Origin of the sequence: Pseudomonas sp. R1-7 (assembly GCF_051132105.1) — a bacterium.
Taxonomy (GTDB): Bacteria; Pseudomonadota; Gammaproteobacteria; order Pseudomonadales; family Pseudomonadaceae; genus Aquipseudomonas.
Genome location: NZ_CP071661.1, coordinates 2,969,329 through 2,993,571, shown reverse-complemented (window position 1 = coordinate 2,993,571; position 24,243 = coordinate 2,969,329). Strand labels below are relative to the sequence as shown.

At 58.5% G+C, this 24,243-nt stretch carries 18 protein-coding genes; 4 read left to right on the top strand and 14 right to left on the bottom strand.

The window, feature by feature from the left end:
- Window positions 1-15: 15 nt before the first annotated feature.
- From J3P79_RS13430 to J3P79_RS13395, 8 genes are all read right to left on the bottom strand, one after another.
- A complete protein-coding gene (locus J3P79_RS13430; RefSeq protein WP_434603148.1) occupies window positions 16-714 on the bottom strand; it encodes an outer membrane protein in 699 nt (232 codons plus the stop codon).
- 74 nt (window positions 715-788) lie between these two features.
- A complete protein-coding gene (locus J3P79_RS13425; protein WP_434603146.1) occupies window positions 789-1,265 on the bottom strand; it encodes an SRPBCC family protein in 477 nt (158 codons plus the stop codon).
- Window positions 1,266-1,281: 16 nt separating this feature from the next.
- A complete protein-coding gene (locus J3P79_RS13420) occupies window positions 1,282-4,692 on the bottom strand; it encodes a beta-ketoacyl synthase N-terminal-like domain-containing protein (RefSeq protein WP_434611309.1) in 3,411 nt (1,136 codons plus the stop codon).
- 84 nt (window positions 4,693-4,776) lie between these two features.
- Complete coding sequence (locus J3P79_RS13415; protein ID WP_434611307.1) at window positions 4,777-5,859, bottom strand: acyl carrier protein; 1,083 nt, start codon at window positions 5,857-5,859, stop codon at window positions 4,777-4,779.
- A gap of 100 nt (window positions 5,860-5,959) precedes the next feature.
- Window positions 5,960-7,723, bottom strand: a complete 1,764-nt coding sequence (locus tag J3P79_RS13410) for an FAD-dependent monooxygenase (RefSeq protein ID WP_434611305.1) — start codon at window positions 7,721-7,723, stop codon at window positions 5,960-5,962.
- Window positions 7,724-7,726: 3 nt separating this feature from the next.
- Window positions 7,727-8,338, bottom strand: coding sequence for an HAD-IB family hydrolase (locus J3P79_RS13405; RefSeq protein WP_434611304.1), 612 nt, complete (start codon window positions 8,336-8,338; stop codon window positions 7,727-7,729).
- Window positions 8,328-9,833: a class I adenylate-forming enzyme family protein gene (locus J3P79_RS13400; RefSeq protein ID WP_434611301.1), complete on the bottom strand. Its 1,506-nt coding sequence runs from the start codon at window positions 9,831-9,833 to the stop codon at window positions 8,328-8,330. Before J3P79_RS13400 ends, J3P79_RS13405 begins: the two co-directional genes overlap by 11 nt.
- Window positions 9,834-9,900: 67 nt before the next feature.
- The gene (locus J3P79_RS13395) at window positions 9,901-10,917 is read right to left on the bottom strand and encodes an SDR family oxidoreductase (RefSeq protein ID WP_434611300.1); all 1,017 of its coding nucleotides are present in this window, start codon (window positions 10,915-10,917) and stop codon (window positions 9,901-9,903) included.
- A gap of 457 nt (window positions 10,918-11,374) precedes the next feature.
- On the opposite strand from J3P79_RS13395, the gene J3P79_RS13390 reads away from it, so the two are divergent.
- Together J3P79_RS13390 and J3P79_RS13385 are read left to right on the top strand one after the other, a co-directional pair.
- On the top strand, window positions 11,375-11,971 hold the full coding sequence (locus J3P79_RS13390; RefSeq protein WP_434611298.1) for a TetR/AcrR family transcriptional regulator: 597 nt from the start codon (window positions 11,375-11,377) through the stop codon (window positions 11,969-11,971).
- A 304-nt stretch (window positions 11,972-12,275) separates the two neighbouring features.
- Window positions 12,276-12,980 carry a hypothetical protein gene (locus J3P79_RS13385; protein ID WP_434611296.1) on the top strand — a complete coding sequence of 235 codons (705 nt, stop codon included), beginning with the start codon at window positions 12,276-12,278 and terminating at the stop codon, window positions 12,978-12,980.
- 52 nt (window positions 12,981-13,032) lie between these two features.
- On the opposite strand, the gene J3P79_RS13380 is transcribed toward J3P79_RS13385, so the two are convergent.
- The 5 genes from J3P79_RS13380 to J3P79_RS13360 all read right to left on the bottom strand — a co-directional run bounded on the left by J3P79_RS13380 (window position 13,033) and on the right by J3P79_RS13360 (window position 19,623).
- Entirely contained in the window at window positions 13,033-14,478 is a 1,446-nt protein-coding gene (locus J3P79_RS13380) for a hypothetical protein (RefSeq protein ID WP_434611294.1), read from the bottom strand.
- A gap of 63 nt (window positions 14,479-14,541) precedes the next feature.
- A complete protein-coding gene (locus tag J3P79_RS13375; RefSeq protein ID WP_434611292.1) occupies window positions 14,542-15,690 on the bottom strand; it encodes an iron-containing alcohol dehydrogenase in 1,149 nt (382 codons plus the stop codon).
- Window positions 15,691-15,860: 170 nt separating this feature from the next.
- Entirely contained in the window at window positions 15,861-17,234 is a 1,374-nt protein-coding gene (locus tag J3P79_RS13370) for a sigma-54 interaction domain-containing protein (RefSeq protein ID WP_434611290.1), read from the bottom strand.
- A 127-nt stretch (window positions 17,235-17,361) separates the two neighbouring features.
- Window positions 17,362-18,393 carry an RNA 3'-terminal phosphate cyclase gene (gene rtcA / locus J3P79_RS13365; RefSeq protein ID WP_434611288.1) on the bottom strand — a complete coding sequence of 344 codons (1,032 nt, stop codon included), beginning with the start codon at window positions 18,391-18,393 and terminating at the stop codon, window positions 17,362-17,364.
- Between the two features lie 3 nt (window positions 18,394-18,396).
- Window positions 18,397-19,623: an RtcB family protein gene (locus tag J3P79_RS13360; protein ID WP_434611286.1), complete on the bottom strand. Its 1,227-nt coding sequence runs from the start codon at window positions 19,621-19,623 to the stop codon at window positions 18,397-18,399.
- A 201-nt stretch (window positions 19,624-19,824) separates the two neighbouring features.
- On the opposite strand from J3P79_RS13360, the gene rtcR reads away from it, so the two are divergent.
- The gene (gene rtcR, locus J3P79_RS13355) at window positions 19,825-21,444 is read left to right on the top strand and encodes an RNA repair transcriptional activator RtcR (RefSeq protein WP_434611284.1); all 1,620 of its coding nucleotides are present in this window, start codon (window positions 19,825-19,827) and stop codon (window positions 21,442-21,444) included.
- Window positions 21,445-21,503: 59 nt separating this feature from the next.
- Here the strand turns inward: rtcR and J3P79_RS13350 are convergent, their stop codons facing one another.
- Window positions 21,504-22,469: a LysR family transcriptional regulator gene (locus tag J3P79_RS13350; protein WP_434611281.1), complete on the bottom strand. Its 966-nt coding sequence runs from the start codon at window positions 22,467-22,469 to the stop codon at window positions 21,504-21,506.
- 294 nt (window positions 22,470-22,763) lie between these two features.
- On the opposite strand from J3P79_RS13350, the gene argH reads away from it, so the two are divergent.
- Window positions 22,764-24,191 carry an argininosuccinate lyase gene (argH, locus tag J3P79_RS13345; protein WP_434611279.1) on the top strand — a complete coding sequence of 476 codons (1,428 nt, stop codon included), beginning with the start codon at window positions 22,764-22,766 and terminating at the stop codon, window positions 24,189-24,191.
- Window positions 24,192-24,243: the final 52 nt, after the last annotated feature.

Below are 24,243 nucleotides of genomic sequence, written 5' to 3'. Positions count from 1 at the left end.
CGTCGGTCTGTCGCATCAGAGCCAGTAACGCAGGCCGAGCATCACCGATTGGGCTTCGTATTCGGTGCTCACGTCGCCCTGGGGCAGGCGCTCGATGTCACCGAAGTGTGCTTCGCTGGTTTTCAGGCACCGGTAATCCACCGACATGGACCAGTTCTCGGTGAACTCGTAACCGACTCCTGCGCCCAGTTGATAAGCCGACACCGTGTCGCGATGGGTTCCGCCGAACTCGACGCCCCCGGCCTCCAGGCCGCTGACCGTCAAGGTGGCATAGCCCAGGCCGCCGCCGATGTACGGGGTAAACCGGTCGAACGGCGCAGGAAGGTCCAAGACGTCGTACCAAAGGTTGGCCATCAGGCTCGTGGCTTCCTCTTCGCCCTTGCCGTCGATGCTCCCGCCGCCTTCATAGACGCGATTATTGAATTGGGTCAGGGTGTTCTTGCGATAGCTCAGTTCGATTTCGGGCCGCAGCCCGACCGGGAATCGCCAGCCCAGGGCCAGCCCGGTGGCGTAGCCGGAGTCGAGCGGCTGATTGAATTCCATCTCGACGAAATCCAGGTCGTTCTGGTTCAAGTCCTGCGCCGATACCCAGTTCATGCCGGCCATCAGGCTGGCGTAGGGGCCAAGCGCATCGGCGCAGCTCAATGCCGGCACGACAGCGCCCAAGCCAATGATGCCCATCGCCAGGTATTGAGTGTTTTTCAGTAGGTTCATGCTCGGTCCGAAGTGTTCCGTTATCAAAAAGATCAGCGGGCGCCAGCGCTATCGTCGCAACGCCCGACGTTGCGTCATACAAGGTGCAGATGGCTTTGCGGTTTCTCGCTTGCGGGCGTGCCGCTGGTGTCGGCACGCCGCTCAGCGAGCGCGGCCAGGTTGTCGAGTGCAGTGGTCATCGCCGCAGCCAAGGCTTTTCGCACCAGCCCCCGGTACAGGAAACTCAAGGGGCCGGTGATGCTGGCGGTATGGATGACCTGGGTTTCGCCGGGTGAAAGCCGGCGCATCCGGTGGTCGAACTCCAAGTGCATCCACAGCAATCTGGCGCTGTTGCGGTAGCTTTCCTGGAACTCCACGCCCTCCAGTTTCAATGGCATTTGCAGGCCATTTTTCAGGACGCACTTGCCAAGCGTTCCGGCCTGGAACGGGCCATCGAGTTCGCAACGGCGTACATCGGTGTCCCACAGTGGCGCTTGCGGGAAGTCGCTCCAGATATTCCAGATAAGCGCAGGCGGCGATTTGACTATGCGTTTCACGGTGACATCGTTCATGGGGTTTCCTCGCCTCTCAGGCTGCCGGCGCGGTGTGGCTCAGCACCTGGGCAGTGATGTTGGCCTGGCCGATTTTCTCGCCCTGGTTGAATAGGTCGATATGGATGCGGTTGGTCTTGAAGGATTGCAGCTGCGCAACAACGTCGGCCTGCGGCGCAAGCGAGAGTGGGCTGTTCCTGGGGATTGGCTTGTCGAGGGTGAAGCTCAGGGTCAACAGGTTCATCGGCGTATTCAATGGGATCCGCAAGTGGCCGTGGGCGATCTGCATGTAGCATTGGCGCGCGACTTCGAGGAAATACACCATCGAAAAATGCGCGGGGTCGCCTTCATGGAAAAAATGCCCATCCGGCAGCTTGATCGTATCGACACTCAACCCTTGGGCAACGCCGCTCATGTCGCTGACGATGACGTTTTCCTCCCTGGCCTTGTGCAACAGGGCCTTGTTGCCACAACGACGGGCCGTGAATTCGCCCGGTGGTGAGATTTCGAAGGCCGAGCTGTAGGCCAATCCCAGGGCGCAGGTGCACATCAGCTTGCCGCCCTGGAACACGTTGGCCTGGAAGAGGGCGTCCTGCTCTTGTTCCAGGTGCAGCTCGATGGTCCCTTCCTTTTGCACGTACTGCTGGAATCTGATGCTCAGCGTCTCGACGTAGGCAACCCGTCCGTTGAGTGAAGGCATGGCCAGCTCAGCCAGTTGCATGACGCCTTCGAGCAGGAGGATGCCGGGGACGTGATCCAGCGGATGATCGAAGAAGTAGGGGTGTGCTTCGTCCACCACCAGCTCGGCGCGCAGCGACCGCGAGTCGCGCTGGATGTGCGTGATCACGGTGTTTTGCCCACGCCGTTGCCAGTTGCTCGGCCGCTGGGATCCGGTTCCCCGCTGCAAGGCGAAAAGCCCTTCCATGGCGCGGACGCGAACACGCAAACCGGCCAGGACGGTGCTGGTCAGCATGTCGCTGAGTTGCAGCACGTCGACACCGTCGTGTTGCGGTTCGCGGACAACATGGCCGGGACGTGTCGGCGCAACGACTTCCTGTGCCGAGTGAGGCACCGGATGGGCAAACCGCAGCGTGAACGGATGTTTGATGGCAGGGGCCGGCTCTGCCGCTGGCGCCCATTCCCGAAGCCGTTCAGTGAACAGCCACATCAATGGCTTGCCCGCTTCGCGGACTTCGATCACCGAGTGAACCGATGGATTCAAGGTCACGGCCAGCAAGGTTTCGATGCCGCTGGCTTCCGCCAGGAATCCGGTTTTCTCTCGAAGCGATCCGCTGGCTTGAACCCCATCGGCTGCCAGTTCGCAGACTTGCTGATGCGGGTACTCGCCGGTCGCTTTCCCCACCAACTGGCAGGCTTCGTCAAGGGAACCGGCGGCATGGGCAAGCACCGCCGAGCGAATCACCAGCAGTGGTTTTTCGCCGGCATCTGGCTGGTACGGACGCAGGGCGACCAGCCCAAGCCCTTCACCTTGCACCGCTCTGCTGCGCCGGGCACGGTCGATCTCGATCTCGCTACTGATGAAGCGTCCGGCGCCGAGCAGGAGCGTCGAGATGCCTTGCCCAAACCATTGTGGCGAAGCCAGCAGGGTATGCCAGAACAGCCCTGGTGTGCCGGCCAGCGTCTGATGGAAACCCTTGAAATCGAAAATCTGCGCCGGGTAGCCGGACAGCATGTTCGGCAGCATGGTCGCCACATCGGTCACCTCAACACCTGGCGGCGTGCCCTGACCGCGGGCGTAAAAATGCTCGGCGCTGCTGTAGGCGTTGCTGAACCGTTCCCCACCCATGTTGCAGCACATCACCATGGCGGTGCCGGGCGAGCCCGCCACGCCTGGCAAACGCCGCAGCAGATGGTTGACCCGATCGGTGATCAACAGCTTGAACGGATCGACATGGGCCAGGGGTTTGGGGCCCATGCCGAAACCGGCGATATCGATCACTTGGTCCCGGGCGAGGAATTTCCCCGACAACGGTTGGCTCACGTCGCCGCTGTAATCAACGAAACGTCCATAAGGGAATGCCACGGACGGGGCGGCAGATTGGTCGAGCTGTTGCTTGAATGATTGCAGCGAATCGCAGGCTCCGAACGCCGCTTCCGCCTCGACAATGGCCAGGTCCAGCGTCAGGACGCCTGGCACGACACGGGCCGCGACGGGGCGCTCGGCGGCAACGTACTCATCCACCACCAGATGCGCGTTGGCACCGCCAAAGCCGAAACTGGAAATGCCGATACGGATCGCCGATTGACGCTCGGCCAAGGGTTGTACCTGCTGCGTGGCAAGGCGCAGGCAAGTCTCGTCGACTTTCGCGCTGGGCCGATAGGCGGGTTGGGGCGGGATGCCCTTGTGGCGCAGGATCATCAAGGCCTTGGCGAGTGACGCGCCTCCTGCGGCGGCCAGCGGGTGACCGATCACCGATTTGATCGAGCCGATGGTCAACTTCTCGCCGGCCGGGCGATGGGGCGTGAAGAAGCTATGCAGCGAAGCCAACTCCGTCGCGTCACCCAACGGGGTGCCGGTGCCATGGGTCTCGATATAGTCCACGCTGCCTGGATCGAGTTCACGATAGGCACGTTGATAGGCAGAGAACTGAGCCTGCTTGCCGGGGGCGAACACCGAGCCTTCGGCACCGTCGGCAGACAAGCCCAAAGCCCGCAGGACACCCAGGGGCTGGCGCTTGGCGGCCACGGCCGCGCAGACGGGCTCGATCAGGAACGCCGCCGCACATTCTCCCGGCACGATCCCGTCGGCGTCCGCGCCGAACGCCTGCATGCTGGCCCGGGCGGAGAAAGCCGTCAGCTGCGAGAAGCCCAGGAACAGCGCCGGTGGCAGCACGGTGTTGAGGGCCATCACGATTGCGTTGTCCGCCTGCCCGCTGTCGAGCAACGCCTTGGCCATATCGATTGCGTAAGGGAAGGAACTGCAGGCGGTGTCCACCGATAACGCCGGCCCACCCAAGCCAAGCGCGCGGGCCAGTTCGGCCACTTGTTCGCCGGGTGTGAACCCGCGCGGCAAGGCGGTGTTGGTTGTCGTTCCGGTCGCGAAATAGCTTTCGTCGCACCAGGAGGTGGCGACGATCAACGCCGTTCGCCCGGTATCCGGCACCGAGCCCTGGGCGGCCAGCTCGGAGAGCAGCGCCTGGAGCACTTTCTTGCCGATGGCGACCTGCCGACCGTCATGGCGCGAAGGGATCGAAGCATCGTCGGTCAGGCAAAACGCGCTGTCGAGGTAAGTACGGTCCTTCTCGCCAGTCTTTGCCGAGAATATCGCCTGCCTGTCCAGCTCCCAGCGTGCCGGCATCGCCTGGATCGGCGCGATCCGGCCCTGGGAAAGTAACTGCCAGAGGGCCTCCATCGAAGGCGCCCCCGGAAATTCGCCGGCCATTGCGCTGAAACACAACTCGGCGTCTGTTGTAACCGCGCCACTCATACCTGTCTCCTGACTACTCTAAGCAGGTGGCCTGTCGACCACCCGGTTTCCATTCCATGTGTTGGCTGCGCTTGCCCTATGGCGTCAGCCCATTCTCGCCAGGAGCGACAGCGCATCTTGTGGCGTGCGGCGCGACATCAAGGCTTCGCCGGCGAACTCGCTGGCGGGGGTTGCCTGCGCCAGTGACTGGCAAAGGGCTTCCCGGTCGAAACCGTTGAGCCCCAATTGTGCGAAGGGCGTCTGGATGTCCAATGATTGGGCGGCTTGCGGAACCAACGGTGTGAGGGCATCGAAAAGCGCATCGCTGATCGGCGTGTCGGAGCGGGCGCCGGCGGATGCAGGCGTCTCGGGAACAGCGCCGGGCACCTCGGCGTTGGCGAGCATGTCTTCAATCAAGGCAACGGTTTGCATGGCAGATTTGGCGTTGGCCAGCTCGCTGCTCCTGGCCTTGAGCTGTGGCCATTGGCCGACAACCGCTTCGAGGAAGTCCAACTGCACCAATGAGTCCATCCCCAGGCTTTCGTAGCTTTGTTCACTGTCAATCTGCTCAACAGTGAAACCGGTCATGACCGCCAACTGTGCGACTACCCAGGCCTCTATACCCTCTGCGGGCGCATGCGGATCGGTTTCGAGCCTGGCGAGCAATGCCGTTGGCGTCGGGGCGTCGAACAGCGCCGAGGTCAGGTCCTTTTTGTCCGGAAAGTGCTGGGCCAACGACTCGAAGACGTCTACCAGCCCCAGGGAGTCGATGCCCAGGCTTTCAAAACTCTGGTCGAAATCGATTTGTTCGTTCCTGAAGCCTGTAACTTTGCTTATTTCGGCGCGCAGCCATTGCGCGTAGTTGGGCGCCACAGGTTGCTCGGCGACAGGCGCCGCTGGTAGAACCGGAGAATGCCCCTGTACTGGCTCAAGCGTCGCGACGCTTTTACTGGCGGGCGCTTCAATGCCATGGGCATAGACGCCCTCGAGCACCTGCTGATGCGCATTGAAATAATGTGCCGTGACCGTCTCCGCCTGTTCCAGCAGGCGCATCAGGATCGATTCCTTGGCGATGTTTGATTCGCACAGCGAATCGATGATCTTTTCCGAAAGAGAAAAATAGCTATGGGCTATTTTTCCGTTGGACACGATGAATTCCTGCACGACGTCGTTGAGCTGCAAGCGCATGAGGTTCTCCTTAACCCTGAATAGGTAGGTGTTCTGAATCGATAGTCGAATGCCAGGGCCCGCGCCGGGGCCCTGTCATCAAGAGGCAAGCAGTCGCGACTTAAAGCTGCAGTTCCAGCGCATCCATCTCGGAAAACAGTGTTCTACCGACGCCCTTGCGCAGCCCGGACCTGACGATCAGGTACGTCATCAGCGTGATGGCGTCGGCGCCCTGGAAAGCGATGTAGCCATCGGGACGAACCAGCATCAGCGTGCCTTCCTTGGCGTGGTAGCGCTTGTGCAGACGCCAGTCCGGGTCGAGCAGGGTGGATTGCTCCGCCGGCAGCCCGATGCTGCTCAACGCGTCGACGACGCAGTAGGCCTTGATGGCCGGGTAGTCTCTCTCTACCGATGCGGCCAATGAATAAAGGCTTGGCAACACCGGGGAAAATTGGTCGGTCGCGCTGAAGATCAACAGGGTGAACGATCCCTGGAACAGATCGATCAAGCGCTTGGGCTGCTTACCTTGCCGTTCCCACAGCTCGACGTCGGGCGCCAGTTGGCCCGCGCGAGGTGCTGGTGGCTGGAACGGGGTTCTCTTGCCTTTCTTTTTCCAGCTCCAGCGCTGCTGCTGGGTCAGCGATTCCTGGATGTATTCACTTTTACCGTAGTGGTATTGATGCCCCGAGATCATCGACGGCAGCTTGCGCTGGATCTTTTGCCGATTGCTTAACAGCGGCAGGACGTTATCGCGCAACCACACCAGGGCGGGATGCCTGACCGTGATCAGTCCGGTGAGCCGATGTGCAGTGTTTTCCACTTCAAGGGCCACCGGATAGCGTTCGGCGTTGTAGCTGTCCAGCAACGAGGGTTCGGCCAGACCTTGATCGACATAGGCAAGTTTCCACGCCAGGTTGTAGGCCTCCGAAATCCCCAGGTTCATCCATTGGCCGCCGATGGGGCTGCCGATATGCGCCGAATCACCCACCAGGAAGACCGAGCCCTGCTGCAACGACTCCACCCGGCGATGCTGGAACGAGGCAATGGTGGTCGACGAAATGTTTGACAGCGTCATCTTTTGCCCACGCCCCTCGCACAGCCGCTGGAAATTCTGCAGGGTGAGGGGAGGGTTCTCGCCTTCGGGTGGCAGGTCGTAAGGCATCTCGATGAAAAGGCGATAGCGGGACCGGTCGCTGATCGGCGCAACCGCGACATAGCCGTCCTGGGCACCGAGGAAAAACGCTCCCTCGTCCTTGCTGCCGGACCACTCGATGTCGGCGTCGGCCAGCATGAAAAAACGATCGTAGGAGGAGCCCTCGAAGGTCATGCCCAGGCGTTTGCGGATATTGCTGCGGGCGCCGTCGCACGCCACCGCCCAGCGGCTGGTGAAGGACTCGTCGCGGCCGTCGGCGTGCCGCAAGGTCATCGCCACGGCCCCAGCCTGGTTTTCAAGATCTACCAGTTCGGTGTTCCATTCGACGTCCGCGCCCAACTCATTCAACCGCTGCAGCAGGAGCTTCTCCGTCTGCGGCTGCGGCAGGCTGAGTAGCAGGGGATAGGTCGCATCCAGGTAGGAAAAGTTATAGTTCAGCACACGCTTGGCGTTTGACTGGACCGAGAACTGATTGATGGTGAAACCCTCGGCGATCGCCTGGTCGGCAATGCCCAGGTCACGAAAAATCTCCAGGGTCCTGGAATGGATGGCCATCGCTTTGGTCGCGGTGGAAGGACCCGCGTTCTTTTCAATGATGCGGAAAGAAACGCCCCATTGCTTCAACATGATCGCCAGCGACAGGCCGATAGGACCGGCACCGACGATCATCACCGTCGGAGCGTTGCCTGGCTGTTTGCAAGGCTTTTGGGCCAACGTGCTCAGAGTGTTCATCGATCAGTACCAGTTTCTGTAGAAGGGAGAATTGGCGAGGCCCAGCAGCGCTGCGTCACCTGACGAATCGCCATAGGCGTAGATGTAGAAATCGTCGAGGTTGCTCAGGCAGTCCCTGAGCCGAGCGACTTTCTCCCGGTCGACACAATTGGTACCGGATATTCCTCCCGTCAGCTTGTTACCGGCGACCGCCAGGCGGGTGCCGCAGACATGATCGAAACCCACGGCCTGTCCCCAGGGAATCAGGTAGTTTTCTGGTGAATTGCTGACGAGCGCGGTGACGTGTCCCATGGATTGGTGCCATTGCAGGCGCCGCATGGCTTCAGGCCTGAGCCAGAGCGGCAATTGCTCGGTGATGAAATACCTGGCGTGCTCGCGTTCTTGCTCGACGGTCAAACCGCCCAGGTAACAGGCGATGAATGCCAGACGCGCCTGCATCAACGGAGTGATCCCGAGAATGACGCTGAGCATTTTCGGCAACAGGGGGATGATCCTGAGCCAGAATGCCCGGGTGCCTACAATGAAGCGCATGTAGCGCCAGAAGGTGTGCCTGTCGGTCAATGTGCCGTCGAAATCGAAAACGGCCAGTACCGGTTGCGTGCTGTCAGCGTGCATGAATCTCTTCCTTGAGAGGGATAATCTCGATGAATTTGGGCAGTTTGAAACCAGAGAGATATTGCGCAAGCAGGGTGGATACATCGTTCTGGCTCAGGCCGCCGTTGCCCTCCACGGACAAGTGCAATACGTTGACTTCTTTTTGGTCCGGGACGATGTAGGCCTTGGCACGTACCGCATCGGGATGCCGGAGCGCGATGGATTCGATTTCCGCAAGATCAACCATCTGCGCTTTTATTTTTGAGATGCGCAGGCGTTGGCAGTAGAAAAACACGTGGCCTTCGTCGTCGCGCCAGACCAGGTCACCGGTATGAAACCAACCGTCACGAAAAGAATAGGCATTGAGCTGCGGCTCATCCTCATAGCCTGGCGTGACCATCGGTCCACGAACCCACAGTTCGCCAATGGCCCCAGCCGCAACGTCCCGTCCGTGCGCGTCGACAACCCTCAGTTCGACGCCGCTGATGGGTTGGCCCATGGCGCCACGATGAACCGGGCCAACGGAGCTTTGGACGATCACCGGCATGCTTTCGGTCAAGCCGTAGCCTTGCAGTACAGGGGCGCAACCCAGCAGCCTTCCAAGCTTCTCGGCTTCATCGGCGGGTAGATGGCTGCCGCCGGAATAGATCATCAGTCGAGGGTGCAGGGGCAACAGCGCGCCTTTGCGTTTTACCAGCCGGGCGTTGAAATACCGAATGACGTCCGGCACCAGGCAGGCAAAGGTGACCTGGTACTCAGACAAGACCTGCGCCAGGTCGCGGTTGAGCAGGGTGTTGGTCATCAGCAACGTGGCGCCGATGCTCAACGGAAACACCATCATCACGGACAGGCCGAAAATGGCGTACAGCGGCAGCGTCACCAAGTGGACCGAACCGACGCCCTGGGGATGGAACTGCTCATGCAGGCCATCACTTGACTGCGTCAGATCAAGGTAGCGGTGAGTGACGGCCAGGGGTTTGCCGACGCCCCGATACGTGAACTGGACCGAGACGATTGCATCGTCTTCCGGTAACGACAAGGGCGATGCCAGGCGCGGCAAGACGGACGCGACCACTGCGTTTTTTGGTAATGACGCCGAAGGCTCATCGCCGGTACCCAGTATCAGGGAATGGAACGGCTGCAATATTTCCAGGTGTTGTTCACACAACGTATCGGTCGTCACGATCAGCACTGGCTGCGCAATCCTCAGCACGTTGCTCAGCTCGAATGCCGTCAGTTTGTGATTCAAGATCACGGGGATGGCGCCACGTCCGATGATCGCCAGGTAATAGGCGATGAAATCAACGCCGTTGGGCAAGACCAGCGCGACTTTTTCGCCGGGGGATATGCCCAGGCCATGGAGGAGGCCGTTGCACTCTTCGGCGCGGATGCGCAACGCCCTATAAGTGACGGTTTCGTCTGCGTCCAGATTCCTGATCGCAACGCTGTCTGGGTGAGTCTCCGAAAAATCGACGAAACGATGCAGGAAACCTTGTTTATGGGTAAGGCTTTTCATTCACCAACCTCTCAATCCTTGAAGTTATGGCCAGATAAAAAAGTACTGCAGAGGCAGGCTATTCGGTTCAGTTGGGCTTTATATAATTGTTGTTGCGATACCAATCCAAGGTATCGGTCAGTGTTTCGCTGACAGGGCGGAACGCACATTTAAGTTCGCTGGAACTTTTACTGTGACTGAAATGCGTTCGTCCTTGTTCTTGTTCAATGAGCTTGACCGTGGAAGTACTGATCAGTACCGGCTTCTTCGTGACTCGGTAATAGCACTCATAGGCGAAGGCGATAACACGCAACATGAACAATGGCACAGCTCGCTCAGGTGCCTTTATCCCACTGACATTGGACAGTGCGCGGAAAATACTCTTCATATCCATATGATTGCCGGCTGCCAGATAACGCTCACCGGATCTACCGCGGGTAATAGCTGCGATTTGATGCTCCGCGACGTCCCGCGCATCCACCACGGAAAAGCTCCCTGGCAGAACACCGGGTAACTTTTTTCCAACGAAGTCGAGCAGGAACTGCCCGGAGGAGGTAGGACCAATGTCCCCGGGGCCGAACATCCAGCCGGGTAACACCATTGCAACAAACATGTCCGGATGCACAGCCAGGAACTCCCGGACCTTCTGTTCAGAGAGGATCTTGCTCAAATAGTAATCGTCGGCTTCCGACTCGTCCCGGGACATGCTTTCGTCGATGACCTGGTCTTTGGCGCCTTTCAACACTGCAATCGAGGAGGTATGGACTGCCCGCCGAATCCCCGCAGCATAGGCGGCCTGAAGCAGGCGCTCGGTGCCCGTTACGTTGGTGTCATAAAGTTTCTGCCAGTGTTTCCCACCTTTATAGCTATCGCGGAAATACGCGGCGGTGTGGAACAACGCATCGCAGCCTTCAAGTGCGTGGCTGAATGCCTTCACATCAAGCATATCGCCCTCGACGAACTCGACCGGCAGACCGCCAAATTGCTTCTTGGCTTTTTCCACGGAACGCACAAGCGCCTTGACCTTGATGTTGCGCTTCAACAGCGCGTGGACAACGTTGTTGCCAAGCAGGCCCGTAGCGCCTGTGACGAAGGCATATTCCATTAAAATCCTGCTCCCTGTGAGGTACCTGTTCGAGCAATGTCATCGTCCGGACAGGTGTTGGCTCATCCAACGGCGCAAGTAAAAACCATTCGGTATCTGAAAATCAAGCGGTATTTCATGAATAAAACAATTGCGAAGCGTCTAGCACGGGGCTGAGACGTGAGGTCTCAGCGAAATTCCGTCATACTCATGGCGCCATTTCTCAGGCACCGAGGCATTTTTGCGGCTGTACGGGCAGGGCGCGCATGGCAAGAATGGGACCGGGTTGTCGCTGGGTTCATCGCTTTTACGCGGTCCGGCTGAGTAAACCGCAAGGCGTCTACATGGCACTTTTTAAACTTTAAATGCAAAAGGGCTCAGGCCGGTGGTAAGGTGCAAAACATCTGTTCATAGCTGAATCCTAGAATGGTTTCATCTAGTTACAACTATAGATTTTCGGGCCAAAGGAGCCGAGGGCGTGATTAAGAAAAGATTAGGTCGAGAGGAAAGTCAGCAAATAACAAGAGACAAATTATTCGACACCGCTACAGAACTGATGATCAAGAAAGGCTTCCATGCCGCCAGCGTAAATACAATATCCGAAGAGGCTGGTTATTCGAAAGGCGCGTTCTTTTCGAACTTTTCAAGCAAGTCGGAATTGTTGCTGCAGCTCACCCAGCGTTTCAAGCGCGTTGAGATTGATCGCTTGGGAAATACCTTGGCCGGCGGCTATACGGCTGAACAACTCACCCAAGGTTTGAATGCCTATATAGATACCCTTAAAAACAACACCAACTGCGCCATTCTCGATGCAGAAATGCAGCTGATCGCTCTTCGTGATGATGAGTTCGCAAAGCACTATTACGAGCTGCATGAAGAAAACAGCGAGGCGCTGGGTAAGCTGATCACGATTATTTTCAATCATGCCGGCAAGAAACCTCCGTTGGCATACGCAGCACTCGCCAAGACATTTACCGCGCTGTCGGAAGGTTTGATTCTGCAGGGACACAAGGATCCCGCGACGGAGATCAAATTGGTGCTTAATTCGCTGATCGAAACGGCGGAGCCGCTGTAAGGTTTTGAACGGGTGTCCACGTAGGTGATGGGATTGCTGACGGTCAGCATCCCAGCTCGGACCTTGAGGCGAGACTGTGGTGTGTGTGCTGAAAGTAGCCAGTCATGGGCTGCGATAGTAAAAGTGAATATGCGCATAATGTATATTATGTTAAACAAGATGTTTATCCCTTATCTCTCGCCATGAGGCCTCCGCCCCATTCAGGTCAATTCGTAAAAGCCGAACGCTTCAGCGTCGATAGCTAAACCGCCAGGCTTGGCTAGAATTTCTTCAGGATGGAGATTTTTCGCTCGGAGGAAGCGCTATGTGCAAACATTCACGCATCGTGATATTTCCCTTTTCTGCACAATCCAAGCAATGGGTCAACACCAGGGAAAATTGGCGGAAGGCCAGACGCTCAAAAATTGAAGCCAACACAGAAAGGACGGATCTGGCCGATTACGAGTTCTTCACCTTCGATGGACCTTCGAAAAAACGTCTCGCAGCACGTTTGCAGAGCTGTATAGGCCCTGACGAGGTCATCTATATTTTTGGACATTGCGCTCCCGGAAGTACCACCTTATCCAAGGAGGCCTCTGCCGACAGCGATTCCATTTCTGCCTTGGCTCTGGCCAGAACGTTGAAAAAAGACGTTTTATTGAACCGGTCTTTTGCCGGCAAGATAAAAATCTATGGTTGTAACTCCGCACTGCCAAGCGGCACCAAAAGATCTTTCGCCCACTCATTTGCCTGCATTATGAAGCTGTATCTTTATCATAATTGCGAAATACACGGTTACGCCGAAACGCTCGTGGATGGCTACGTAGGCGCGCACAAGATTGCCACCAGCGATAGCAGCGTCGTTGAAGCTTTAAATAAAATGATTCAGAGAGACGAAGCGTTCGGTACCGGGATAGACGCCAAGTACAATGAGGACCATGTCCTGCGCCCCAGTAAATTCCGGCAAGAAATTGAAGTTTCCGAGGACATGATGCGTGAGGTCGTCCAAGAACTCACACCAAACAAATAGAGGGGTGAGGCGCACCCTCCTCTAATATCGAGGATGACCGCCCCAATCCCGTTCACTCTGCCACGGCCCTCCCCTCCATTCGCTTGATCTCCGTCGCGGACTCGCCATTCCCGATTGGCTTGGTGTTACCCATTCCCTTCAAATCCTTGGCAAACGTCCCATCCACCTCCCCCCTGAAGAAATTCTTGCCATAAATAAGCAAGCACAACACAACGCCAACCCCAAATGCCCAGCTCGCGCCTTTGATCGCCAGTACCGCACCAATTACGCCGGCAATACCCAGGTCGCGCTGGCTTCTGGCTTCAAGAATGCCCAGGCGCACGCTCACGTAACCCTGGATCAGCAGCGTTAGAGACAAGGCGACGCCGAGGATCGGCTGTACCAACGTGACAACCGGCAACAGCAACAGACCGCTGTTGGTCCCCCAACGGAACGACCCGACGCCGCCGATGATCGACTTCATCGCCTTCGGCCCACCTTTGAAACGCTCGATCACCACCACCAGCATCGCCGCCCACTTGGGCCCGCACATGGCGACGTCCGGGCCGAAGATGCTCATGAACGCATTACGCGCGCCGAAGATCAGGTGCGCGCGATCGGCGTTGTAGTCGACGACCTCATCAGTGCGGACGGTTTCTGCCTCATCGAGAAGCGATTTTGCGCTGAGCACATCGCCGAACACGATGATGTAGGCCGCCAGCATGGTTGGCAGTGCGGAGATGAACATGGACAGTGGCGGCATGCCCAATCCGAACACGGTGTAGTCGTTCCACAAGCCGGCGAAATCCGGTTGGCTGATACCCCACTGGAGGGTTGGCCATGGCGCTTCACCGAACAACGGTGCGATCACCACCGCCAGCAGGATGATCGGCAGGATGCCGAGCTTGGCGAAGTTCCACCAGAAGCGGTTGCGTTGCTTGAGCTCATTGAAGTGCTGGGAAAAGATCAAATAAAAGGCGATGCCGACCGCAATGGAAATGGTCCAGGGCAGCACATTGAACTTCCCGCCCACCTGGAACACCGCTATGACCGCACTCAGGCCAGCGCCGACGATGATCCCGGACTTGATCGCCGAAGGCACAAATTCCACCACCTTCTTCGCCATTCCCGTCGCCCCCAGGGCGATTGAAAATATCCCTAGCATCAATTGGAAGGCAATCAAGGCGTGGACACGCTCCGGCCCCATCGGGAACTGCGCACAATAAGCCATCAACAAGGGTACCGCCGGCGTGATCCAACCCGGTACGGTCGGGTCGCCGAGCAGATGGTGCGCGAGGTAAAGCAAGCCGTTGAGCATCACGACGGCAAGCGCAACCTCGAAAGGCATGCCGAGCAGTTCGGTCATCAGCGGAATGGCGGCCAGGTCCACGGCACACATCAACAAGCCCTGGAGATAGTCTGGAAGTTCGATTTTGTAATGCAGAAACGGCAACCGGACCTTGAAGGGACCGAGCGGGATGTACGGGCTTTCGCTCCGCTGCGCAGCAGTGTCGGACATTGGGTTCACCTGTTTTATTGGTTTTTTCGTGGCGAGCGCACGCTCTCGAAAAAAAGACGTGGCTTAGTAGGCCGCGCGGTAAATCTTCTCGATATCGGCGGCCGTCAGCTTGCGCGGGTTGTTGCGCATCAATCGGTCGATCTTGCTGGCCTCCTCCGCCATTGCTGGAATAGCCTCCTCCGGCACGTTGAAACTGCGCAGGCCCGAGGGGATATCCACTGCGGCACATAGATCCGCCATGGCCTTTACCGCCTGATCCGCCGCCTCCTTGTCGTTCAGTCTCGCAACGCGCACGCCCATGGCGTCGGCGATATCACGGAAACGCTCGACGCAGGCGGTCTTGTTCCACTCCATCACGTACGGCAGCAACAAGGCGTTGCTGACGCCGTGGGCAATGTTGAACCGCCCACCCAATGGGTACGCCAGCGCATGCACCGCCCCTACCCCTGCATTGCCAAACGCCATGCCGGCCATCAGGCTGGCGGTGGCCATGTCTTCTCGTGCTTTCAAGTTGGTTGGGTTGGCATAAGCCTTCGGCAGCGCCTTGGTGATCAGCTTGATCGCACCCAGCGCGATGGCGTCGGTGATTGGCGTAGCGTTGACTGAGAGATAGGACTCGACCGCATGTACCAGCGCGTCGACGCCACTGGCCGCCGTCACACTGCGTGGACAGGTCAACGTCATGGTCGGGCTTACCAGCGCCACGTCGGGTAGCAGGTAGTCGCTGACGATGCCTTTCTTCAGCTGCGCTTGCTTGTCGGAAAAAATCGCGACGTTGGTCACTTCCGAGCCGGTGCCGGCGGTCGTCGGGATAGCAATCAAGGGCGGGCCTTTGCGTTTCACTAGATCGACACCGAACAGTTCCTTCAGTGCACCTGCGTGACCCGCATATGCCGCGACGCCCTTGGCGATATCGATGGCGCTGCCGCCACCCACCGCAATCAATCCGTCGTGGCCACCCTCGCGATAGGCACGGGTGCACTCCTCGACGATGACCACTTCAGGCTCGGGTTTGACCTGATCGAATATGCCGTAGCGGCGATCACCGAGTTTCGCCAGCGCCAGGTCAACGGTGCCGGAGTTCACCAGTACGGTGTCTGTGACGATCAGCGGATTGTTGACTTCAAGGCGCGTCAGTTCAGCGCAAAGCTGCTCGATTGCGCCTGGGCCAGTGATCAGTTTGTTGGCGATTTTGAAAGAAGCGATATTCATCGGGCTCGTCCAGTTGATGTTGTTGTATGGAAGACGTGCCAAACGGGATAGCGAAAGCCGTGCCAATGCCCGCAAAGCCCCATCACGCGGGGCTTGCGCAATTTATGAGTTATTTTTCCGGTCAGTACCGATTAGCTTTCTGATCGATTTGCCCGGCGTTGATCAGAATTCTAATCAGACTGTTCCCAGCGCTTCATTTTCTGCACCACGGTCGCCTGGCTCACGCCCAACGCCTTGGCCGCAAGGCGCGTGGTCTTGTGCTCGCGCAGCGCGGCGCGAATTGCAGTCCGCTCGGCGTTTTCCAATACTTTGCGCAACGGCAAGCCCGTGCCATTGGTGTCAGGCGGGTTGAGGTTGAGGATCTCTTCAGGCATATCGAGCGCCTCGACAGTACCCGTCTGATTGGTCACCACCAGTCGCTCGACCAGGTTGATCAGCTCACGAATGTTGCCAGGCCAGCCGTAATCGCACAGCAGGTCGACGGCTTCGAGACTCAATTGGACCTGGCGTTCGTAACGAGTGTTGAACCTGTCGAGGTAGTAATGCAGCAGCGGCGCGATCTCCTCTCGACGTTCACGCAGCGCCGGAATGTGGATCGGCACCACGTTGAGTCGGTAATACAGGTCGGCCCGAAAACGGCCCTCCACTACCTGCTGCTTTAGGTCATGGTGGGTGGCGCTGATGATGCGCACATCGACCTCCTTCAGCTCCAGGCCACCCACCGGAATGAAGCGGTTTTCTTCGATGACCTTGAGCAGCTTGACCTGCACCGGCAGCGGCAGATCACCGATCTCATCGAGAAACAACGTGCCGTGATGCGCCAGTTCCAACAGGCCACGCTTGCCCTTGGGACCTGCGCCAGTGAACGCTCCAGGCACGTAGCCGAACAGCTCCGCTTCGATCAGATTTTCGGGCAGCGCGCCGCAGTTGAGCGCAAGAAAGGGTTCGCTGGCACGCGGGCTGGCGTTATGGATGAATTGCGCAACGAGGGTCTTTCCGACGCCGGTTTCACCTTGAAGCAGCACCTTCACCGAGCTGCTGGCGACCTGCCGGGCCAGCGACAGGACGCGGCCGGAAACCTCCTGGTCAGCCATGAGCGGCGAACGCAGCAGATTGTCTCGCTGGCCGGCATGGAGCTTGGCGGTGCTGTTGCGTAGTTGCTTGAGCTGTTGCAACTCATCGCGCTCGTGTTTCATGCGCAGCAGTTCAGTCATGTCGCGAACGGTACTGACCACGTATGAAATCCGCTTTGCGGCGTCGAGGATCGGCGTAGCACTGACCAGCAATTTCTTGCCATGGCTCAGGCTCTGCATCACCGACACAGGCCGGCCACCGTGCAATACACGCAGCGTGGCCGATTGCGAAATGACGCCTTCTTTTACCAGCTCCTCCATGGATCGGCCGATGAGATCCGCACCGCTGAGCCCGGTCAGGCGTTCGTAGGCTTGATTGACCTTGAGCGTCTTGCCGTCGCCATCGGTGATGTAGACGCCGTCGTGGAGAGCGTTGAGCAGTTCTTCGAAACTGGCGTCGTTGAGGTTCACCGGGGGTCGTTCCTTCCAGGGGTGTGACCATCAAGTGTAAACGTAGGGCCACGGTTTGAGGCGACACAAACGATTGGCGCCGAGCTGGACGGGGATTCAAACGCTGACGATCAGGCGTGGAAATCGTCTAGCGAAGGACATGCCCAACAGCGATGCTGGCCTGTTTGCCACACTCAGCCAGCCGCACATCAACATCGATAAACTGCTGGATTACAGCGGCATTCGTTCGGATGTGATTGCTCAGGCGCACCGTGGTGAGTCTGCCCGCACCGGCAATTGCCATAGGCAGCATCAGTTGATCGGCCAAGTGATTGCCTACCGCTGAACCCGATTGAGCCCACGCTGTGAATTCGTTGATCGCCTCGTCAGCGACCTGCTCCGCACGCAGGCGTTCTTGCCCGATGCTGCTGAATACCTCGGTAATCCCGGCCTTCATGGCGGTGATCGATACGACATTGCCTGGCCCCGCATGATCCCCCAGGTCGGTAACGGACAGATGGCGCCGCTCCAACCCGAGATGTGTAGCGAGTCGATCAAGCTCCCGGTTGCCAATCGAGGCAGGAAGGGCCGAAACCAGCGCGCCAGCCGAGACAATGGTGACGGGTTCCATTTCGCCGTCCAACGTCAGCGGCTTGAGGGCCGAAGGTCGTACGGTGGCTTCTACCAACCCGCCTCCGCCCGGTACGAATCCATGCTTGAGCAGCGTCAATTCCACCCGCGCTCCCATGCGCTGGATCAAGGGCAGCCACGCTTTCTGGATGAAATCGAAGGGCGGCGCGGCCGGGTTATGCGTCCCCCCGCTAATCCGGACGGTACTGGGTCCATCCGCTTGCAGGAGCGCAGGCAACAGGGTCTGCAACACCAACATCGTGCTGCCGGCAGTTCCGATTGCAAACGAATAATCCCCTGCCCTTACGCTTGCGGGCCGAAATTCGATGGCCGTCGAGTTGAGTTCCACCCCGTGGATCCTTGCGCCACAAATCTCAGCCGCGGCTCGCACGGCGGTCAGGTGCTGGCGCAACAATCCGGGACGGGAGCGCTTACCGCGGATTCCCGTCATTCGAAACGGTCGACCGGTAATGATGGAAAGGCTGAGGGCGGTGCGCAGCACCTGCCCTCCTCCATGGGCGCCGTCGATCAGAATCAGATCCTGGCTCATCAATCAGCCCTTCACGCAGACGACTTGGCGCAAGGTATGGATTACTTCCACCAAGTCGCGCTGGGCAGCCATTACCGCGTCGATGTCCTTGTAGGCCATCGGGATCTCGTCGATGACGGCCTCATCCTTACGGCACTCGACATGGGCGGTCGCCCGGACTTGATCTTCGACAGTAAACACTGCCTTGGCCTTGGTACGGCTCATCACCCGACCTGCACCATGTGAGCAACTGCAGAACGCCTCCTCGTTCCCCAGCCCGCGCACGATGAAGCTCTTGGCGCCCATCGACCCAGGGATGATCCCCATCTGCCCCTTCTGCGCCGAGACGGCGCCTTTACGAGTAAGGAGGATGTCTTCTCCAAAGTAGGTGCCCCGTTCCACATAGTTATGGTGGCAGTCAACGGCGATCAGCCGGGATTCGAAAGGCTTGGTGATAATCGATCGTACGGCGTCGAGCACCGCAAGCATCATGACCGCGCGGTTCTGCTTGGCGAAGTCCTGGGCCCATTCAACCGCCTCGACGTAGTCATCGAAACTGGACGTGCCTTCGCGCAGGTAGGCCAGGTCCCGGTCAGGCAGGTTCACCATGTGCTCGCGCATTTCCTCGCGGGCCTTCTCAATGAAGTAGGTACCGATCATGTTCCCTACGCCACGGGAACCGGTATGGAGCATCACCCAGACATGATCGGCTTCGTCCAGGCACACCTCGACGAAATGGTTGCCGGTGCCCAACGTCCCGAGGTGTTTGCGGTTGTTGGTTTTTTTCAGGCGCGGGTGCTTGTCGGTGATGAGATCGAACCGGCCTTCAAGCGCCGACCAGGCCTGATCGACAACCTTCGGAGTCGTTTCCCAGGCACCTTTGTCACGGCCATTGCGCCCGGAGGTGCGCCCATGCGGAACAGCTTTCTCGATGGCCGTACGCAAGCCGAACAGGTTGTCGGGAAGGTCGGTAGCGCGAAGTGAAGTGCGCACTGCCGACATCCCGCACCCAAGGTCGACCCCGACGGCTGCGGGGATGACCGCGCCCTTGGTTGGGATCACGCTGCCGATGGTCGAGCCCTTTCCCAAGTGGACATCGGGCATGACTGCCATGTGCTTGAACACGAACGGCATCTGCGCCGTGTTCATCAGCTGTTGCTTAGCCTCCGGCTCGACCGGGACGCCTCGGGTCCACATCTTGATGGGCTTGCCGTTTTCGACCTCAAGCAACTGATAGGTTTGAGTGGTCATGTTTCGCTCCTGTGTTTTTGTGTGGGAGCTCCATAGCGAGCAGCATGCCAATTTGTTTTGTTGCGGATCATGAATTTGTTTTCTTATTGATTTATAACGAATTATTGGCTTATAGCAGACGCTCTACGTGGCATTGCTATCCAAATCGATTGACAAGAAACTATACTTTTCTATCGATACATATCTTTCAGGATAGATTGCATGAGCGATAAAAAAACAGTCGCCATCGGAATTCTAGGGTCGAAGCTAGACCGTGTGGGAAAAGGTTCACAGCGCTGGAACAAATGGCGCCCGACCCTCTCGTTGTGCCAACAGCCCGACCTGCTGATCGATCGGCTTGAACTGATTCACGGGGAAGCGTCCTGGGATACCGATCTCGCCTTGAAAGTTGCGACAGATATCGCCCAGGTGTCGCCTGAGACGGAGGTTCGCCTGCATTCCATGGCGATGCAAAACGCCTGGGATTTCGAAGAGGTGTATGCCTCGTTGCATGACTTCGCGGCTGACTATCCGTTTGACACCGCGGGTGAGGATTACCTTGTCCACATCACGACAGGCACTCACGTCCAGCAGATCGTCTGGTTCCTGCTGGCCGAGTCCCGGCACATTCCCGCCAAACTGATACAGACGCAGCCTAATGGCGTGCGGGGTGATGACTCGACCCCGGCAGGCAAGCATGTTGTCACCGACCTCGACCTGCAACGCTACGACCAGATCGCGAAGCGATTCCAGGCTGAACGCCTGGAAGGCACGGATCTGCTCAAATCCGGCATTGCGACGCGCAACGCTGCATTCAACCGGACCATCGAACAGATCGAACGGGTCGCCGCTCGATCCCGGGCGCCGATCCTGATCAGTGGCCCAACGGGGGCGGGAAAATCATTCCTTGCGCGCCAGATCTACGAGCTCAAACGTGGTCGCCACCAGATTGATGGTGCATTCGTCGAGGTCAACTGCGCCACCTTGCGCGGCGACAGCGCAATGTCGACGCTGTTCGGTCATACCAAAGGCGCGTTCACCGGCGCGCAACAGGCGCGGCAAGGTTTGTTGCGCTCCGCTCACAAGGGCGTGTTGTTCCTCGACGAGATCGGTGAGCTTGCGCTCGATGAACAAGCGATGCTTCTCAAAGCAATTGAAGAAAAAAGATTCTTACCGATGGGCTCCGACAAAGAAGTCGAATCTGACTTCACCTTGATCGCCGGTACCAATCAGGATCTGCAGGCGCGCGTCATCGAAGGCCGGTTCCGCGAAGATCTGCTCGCCAGGATCAACATCTGGACATTTGTCCTGCCTGGCTTGGCCAACCGCAGCGAGGACATCGAACCGAACATCGATTTCGAGCTGCAGCGATATGCCAGGGACAACGGCCATATGGTTCGCTTCAATGCCGAAGCTCGGCGTCGGTATTTGTCATTCGCCACGAGTAGGGATGCCAACTGGTCTGGAAACTTCAGGCAGCTCTCAGCGTCAATCACGCGCATGGCGACCCTGGCGGATAGCGGTCGCATCGACATCGCGCTTGTGGAAGATGAGTTGGAGCGACTGCGCAAGGACTGGCGATTGCCGGCAACCTCCGATCCATTGTCCGAGCACTTGGCTAACTCAGGGCTTGAGATTGACTTGTTCGATCGCCTTCAACTGGAATCGGTCTTGATGATATGCCGAACGTCTGCAAGCCAGGCGGATGCCGGGCGAAAGCTCTTCGCGTACAGCCGGACAGCCAAGGCATCGCCCAACGACTCCGATCGAATCCGAAAATTCCTCGCTCGATTCAACATCGCCTGGAGCCAGGTGCACGAGCTTTCAGCGCCGCGTCACTAAGCGCCTGGAAGCTTGCGTCCATACCCTGGGTTGAATAACGAAGTAACGCGCGAAGACCATCAAGCCGTAACTTTCAGATCCACGCCCAATGCCTGGGCAAATGCCTTGACCAAGGGACTGCGCACGATGTTATGTCGCAGTATGAGACTGAACGGCGTGACGATGTTGATCAGGTCCGGGCGCACCGCGCGAAACTCCCCCCGCGCCACCATCGGCGCGGCGTAATGCTGTGGCAGGAATCCCAGGAAACGGCCCGTCTTGATCAACAGCGCAACCGCTTCCACCTGGGTTGCCGAGGCAGAAAAACTGTCGTAGCGGGCGAATTTCAATTTATCGCGATGAACCGCATAGCGATGGTTGATGCACTCATGCTCCTTGAGTACATCTTCCCCCATGTCCGCATCCGCCATGGAAAACAGCGGGTGACCGACGGCGCAATAAACCTCCGAGCGTTCTTCATAAAGTGCGTAATAATCGAATTCTTCGCGCTTTTGATAAATCGGCACGATTCCGGCCACCAGCCGCCCCTCGACAACGCCCCTTTCAACCTCATCAAGTTGCGTGGCTTGGAGTTGAAACCTGACCTTGGGCGACTGCTCATTGATCCGTCTAAGCGCTGCAACTAACGGGGAGTTTGTGTCCGAAATAGTGTTATCAATAACCCCCACTCCAAGGTCACCGACAAGTTCATTTTGTGCTGAACTAAGGCGATCACGAAAGTTATCTACCGAAGCAAATAAATCGATTGAGGCCTGATACACCAGACGCCCCTCTTCGGTCAGGTGAAAGCCCTCTCGCCCCCGCGTGCAAAGGCGCATGCCGATACGGATTTCCAGGTCGGAAATCTGTTTGCTGATGGCCGCGAGCCCCACATTCAACTCATTCTGCGCGGCACTGAAGCCGCCCGCCTCGACCACAGCCTTGAAGACTTTAAGCAATTTGAAGTCCAGCCCGCTGAGGGCCAACGGCGCACGTTGGGGCGCTTTCGGCGGCAGGTTTCCGGAATTGGAAAGTGGGGTTTCCATAATGCTTATTTACCTCTGACGCCCTATTCAACAACCTGTGCCCAACAACAAAAACACGCTGGCCTAATAATAATGAACACAGAAAACCAGGCTTGGCAACCGCCAATAAATCCCGAGGGTCAGCGCCAAACCGCTGATCTCGAAACATTAAAAGCTGACACTTCGATCAGCTCTCGCACCGATGCAACTGCCCTCTTGATAACTGCTCTGGCCTGACTTCGTTCGCTGTTTCTGTGGCGACGTGATGGCCCGGAGTACCCGTTTCAGTTCGCGTTCCCGACGAGGAAAACAACAATGTCCCAAACCACCGACCGTCTCTGGGGTGCCCGCTTCAAAAGCGGCCCTTCCGAAGCCTTGGCGGCCCTGTCCCGTTGCCCTGAGCGCTACTTCCGGCTCACCCCATACGACCTCGCCGGTTCCAAGGCCCATGCCCGGGAACTGCAACGCGCCGGACTGCTGGACGAGCAGGAAACCCTGACGATGGTCGACGCGCTGGAACGAATCGGCGCGGACTACCGCGCTGGTAGCATCGCCCCGACCCTGGATGACGAAGACGTCCACACCTTCATCGAGCGGCTGTTGACCGAGCGCTTGGGTGCCCTGGGTGGCAAGCTGCGCGCCGGTCGCTCGCGAAACGACCAGACCGCCAACGACCTGCGGCTGTTCCTGCGTGACCATGTGCGCACCCTGGCCGTAGAGGTGCTGGGCCTGCAACAGGCGCTGGTGGACCAGGCCGAGCGGCACGTCGAGAGCATCTGCCCCGGCTTTACCCACCTGCAGCAGGCGCAGCCGATCGTGTTTGCTCATCACTTGCTGGCCCACGCCCAATCGATGCTGCGCGACGTGCAGCGCCTGGTGGACTGGGACGCGCGCACGTCGCTGTCGCCATTGGGTGCCGCGGCCATGGCAGGCTCGGCGATCGCTCGTTTACCTCAGCAGTCGGCAAAGGAAATGGGTTACAGCGGGGTTTGCGAAAACTCGATCGATGCCGTGGCCAGTCGTGATCACGTCGCCGAATTCCTGTTCATCGCCAGCATGCTCGGCATCAACATCTCGCGCCTCGCCGAAGAGTTTTGCCTGTGGTCGTCTCGCCAGTTTCGCTGGGTTGAGTTGGACGATGCCTACGCCACCGGCAGTTCGATCATGCCGCAGAAAAAGAACCCGGACATCGCCGAACTGGCGCGGGGCAAGGCGGGTCGGTTGATCGGTAACCTGACCGGCCTGTTGTCCACCCTCAAATCGCTGCCGCTGTCTTACAACCGCGACTTGAGCGAAGACAAGCATGGTGTGCTCGACAGCGTCGACACCCTTCTGCTGGTGCTGCCGGCCATGGCCGGCATGGTTGCAACGATGAAGGTCAACGTCGAGGAACTGCGACGCCAGGCACCGCTGGGCTTTACCCTCGCCACCGAAGTGGCCGACTGGCTGGCAGTGCGCGGCGTGCCGTTCAAGGAAGCCCATGAAATCACCGGGGCATTGGTCCAGGCGTGCGAGAAACACGACATTGAATTGTGGGAAGCCTCGTCGGCGCTGCTGGCTGAAATCGACCCGCGCCTCACCCCGCAAGTACGTGAAAGCCTGACCCTCGAAGCCGCAATCGCTGCGCGCAGCGGCTGGGGAGGCACCGCGCCGCAACAGGTGCGTGAACAGATCGGCCGCCTGAAAACCGCCCTCGCTGCCCTGCAGCGCTGGACCGAAGACTATCAAGGATTTCGCCTTTAGGTCATGACGCAGAATCTGTGGGAGCGAGCTTGCTCGCGATTACCGTTTCACC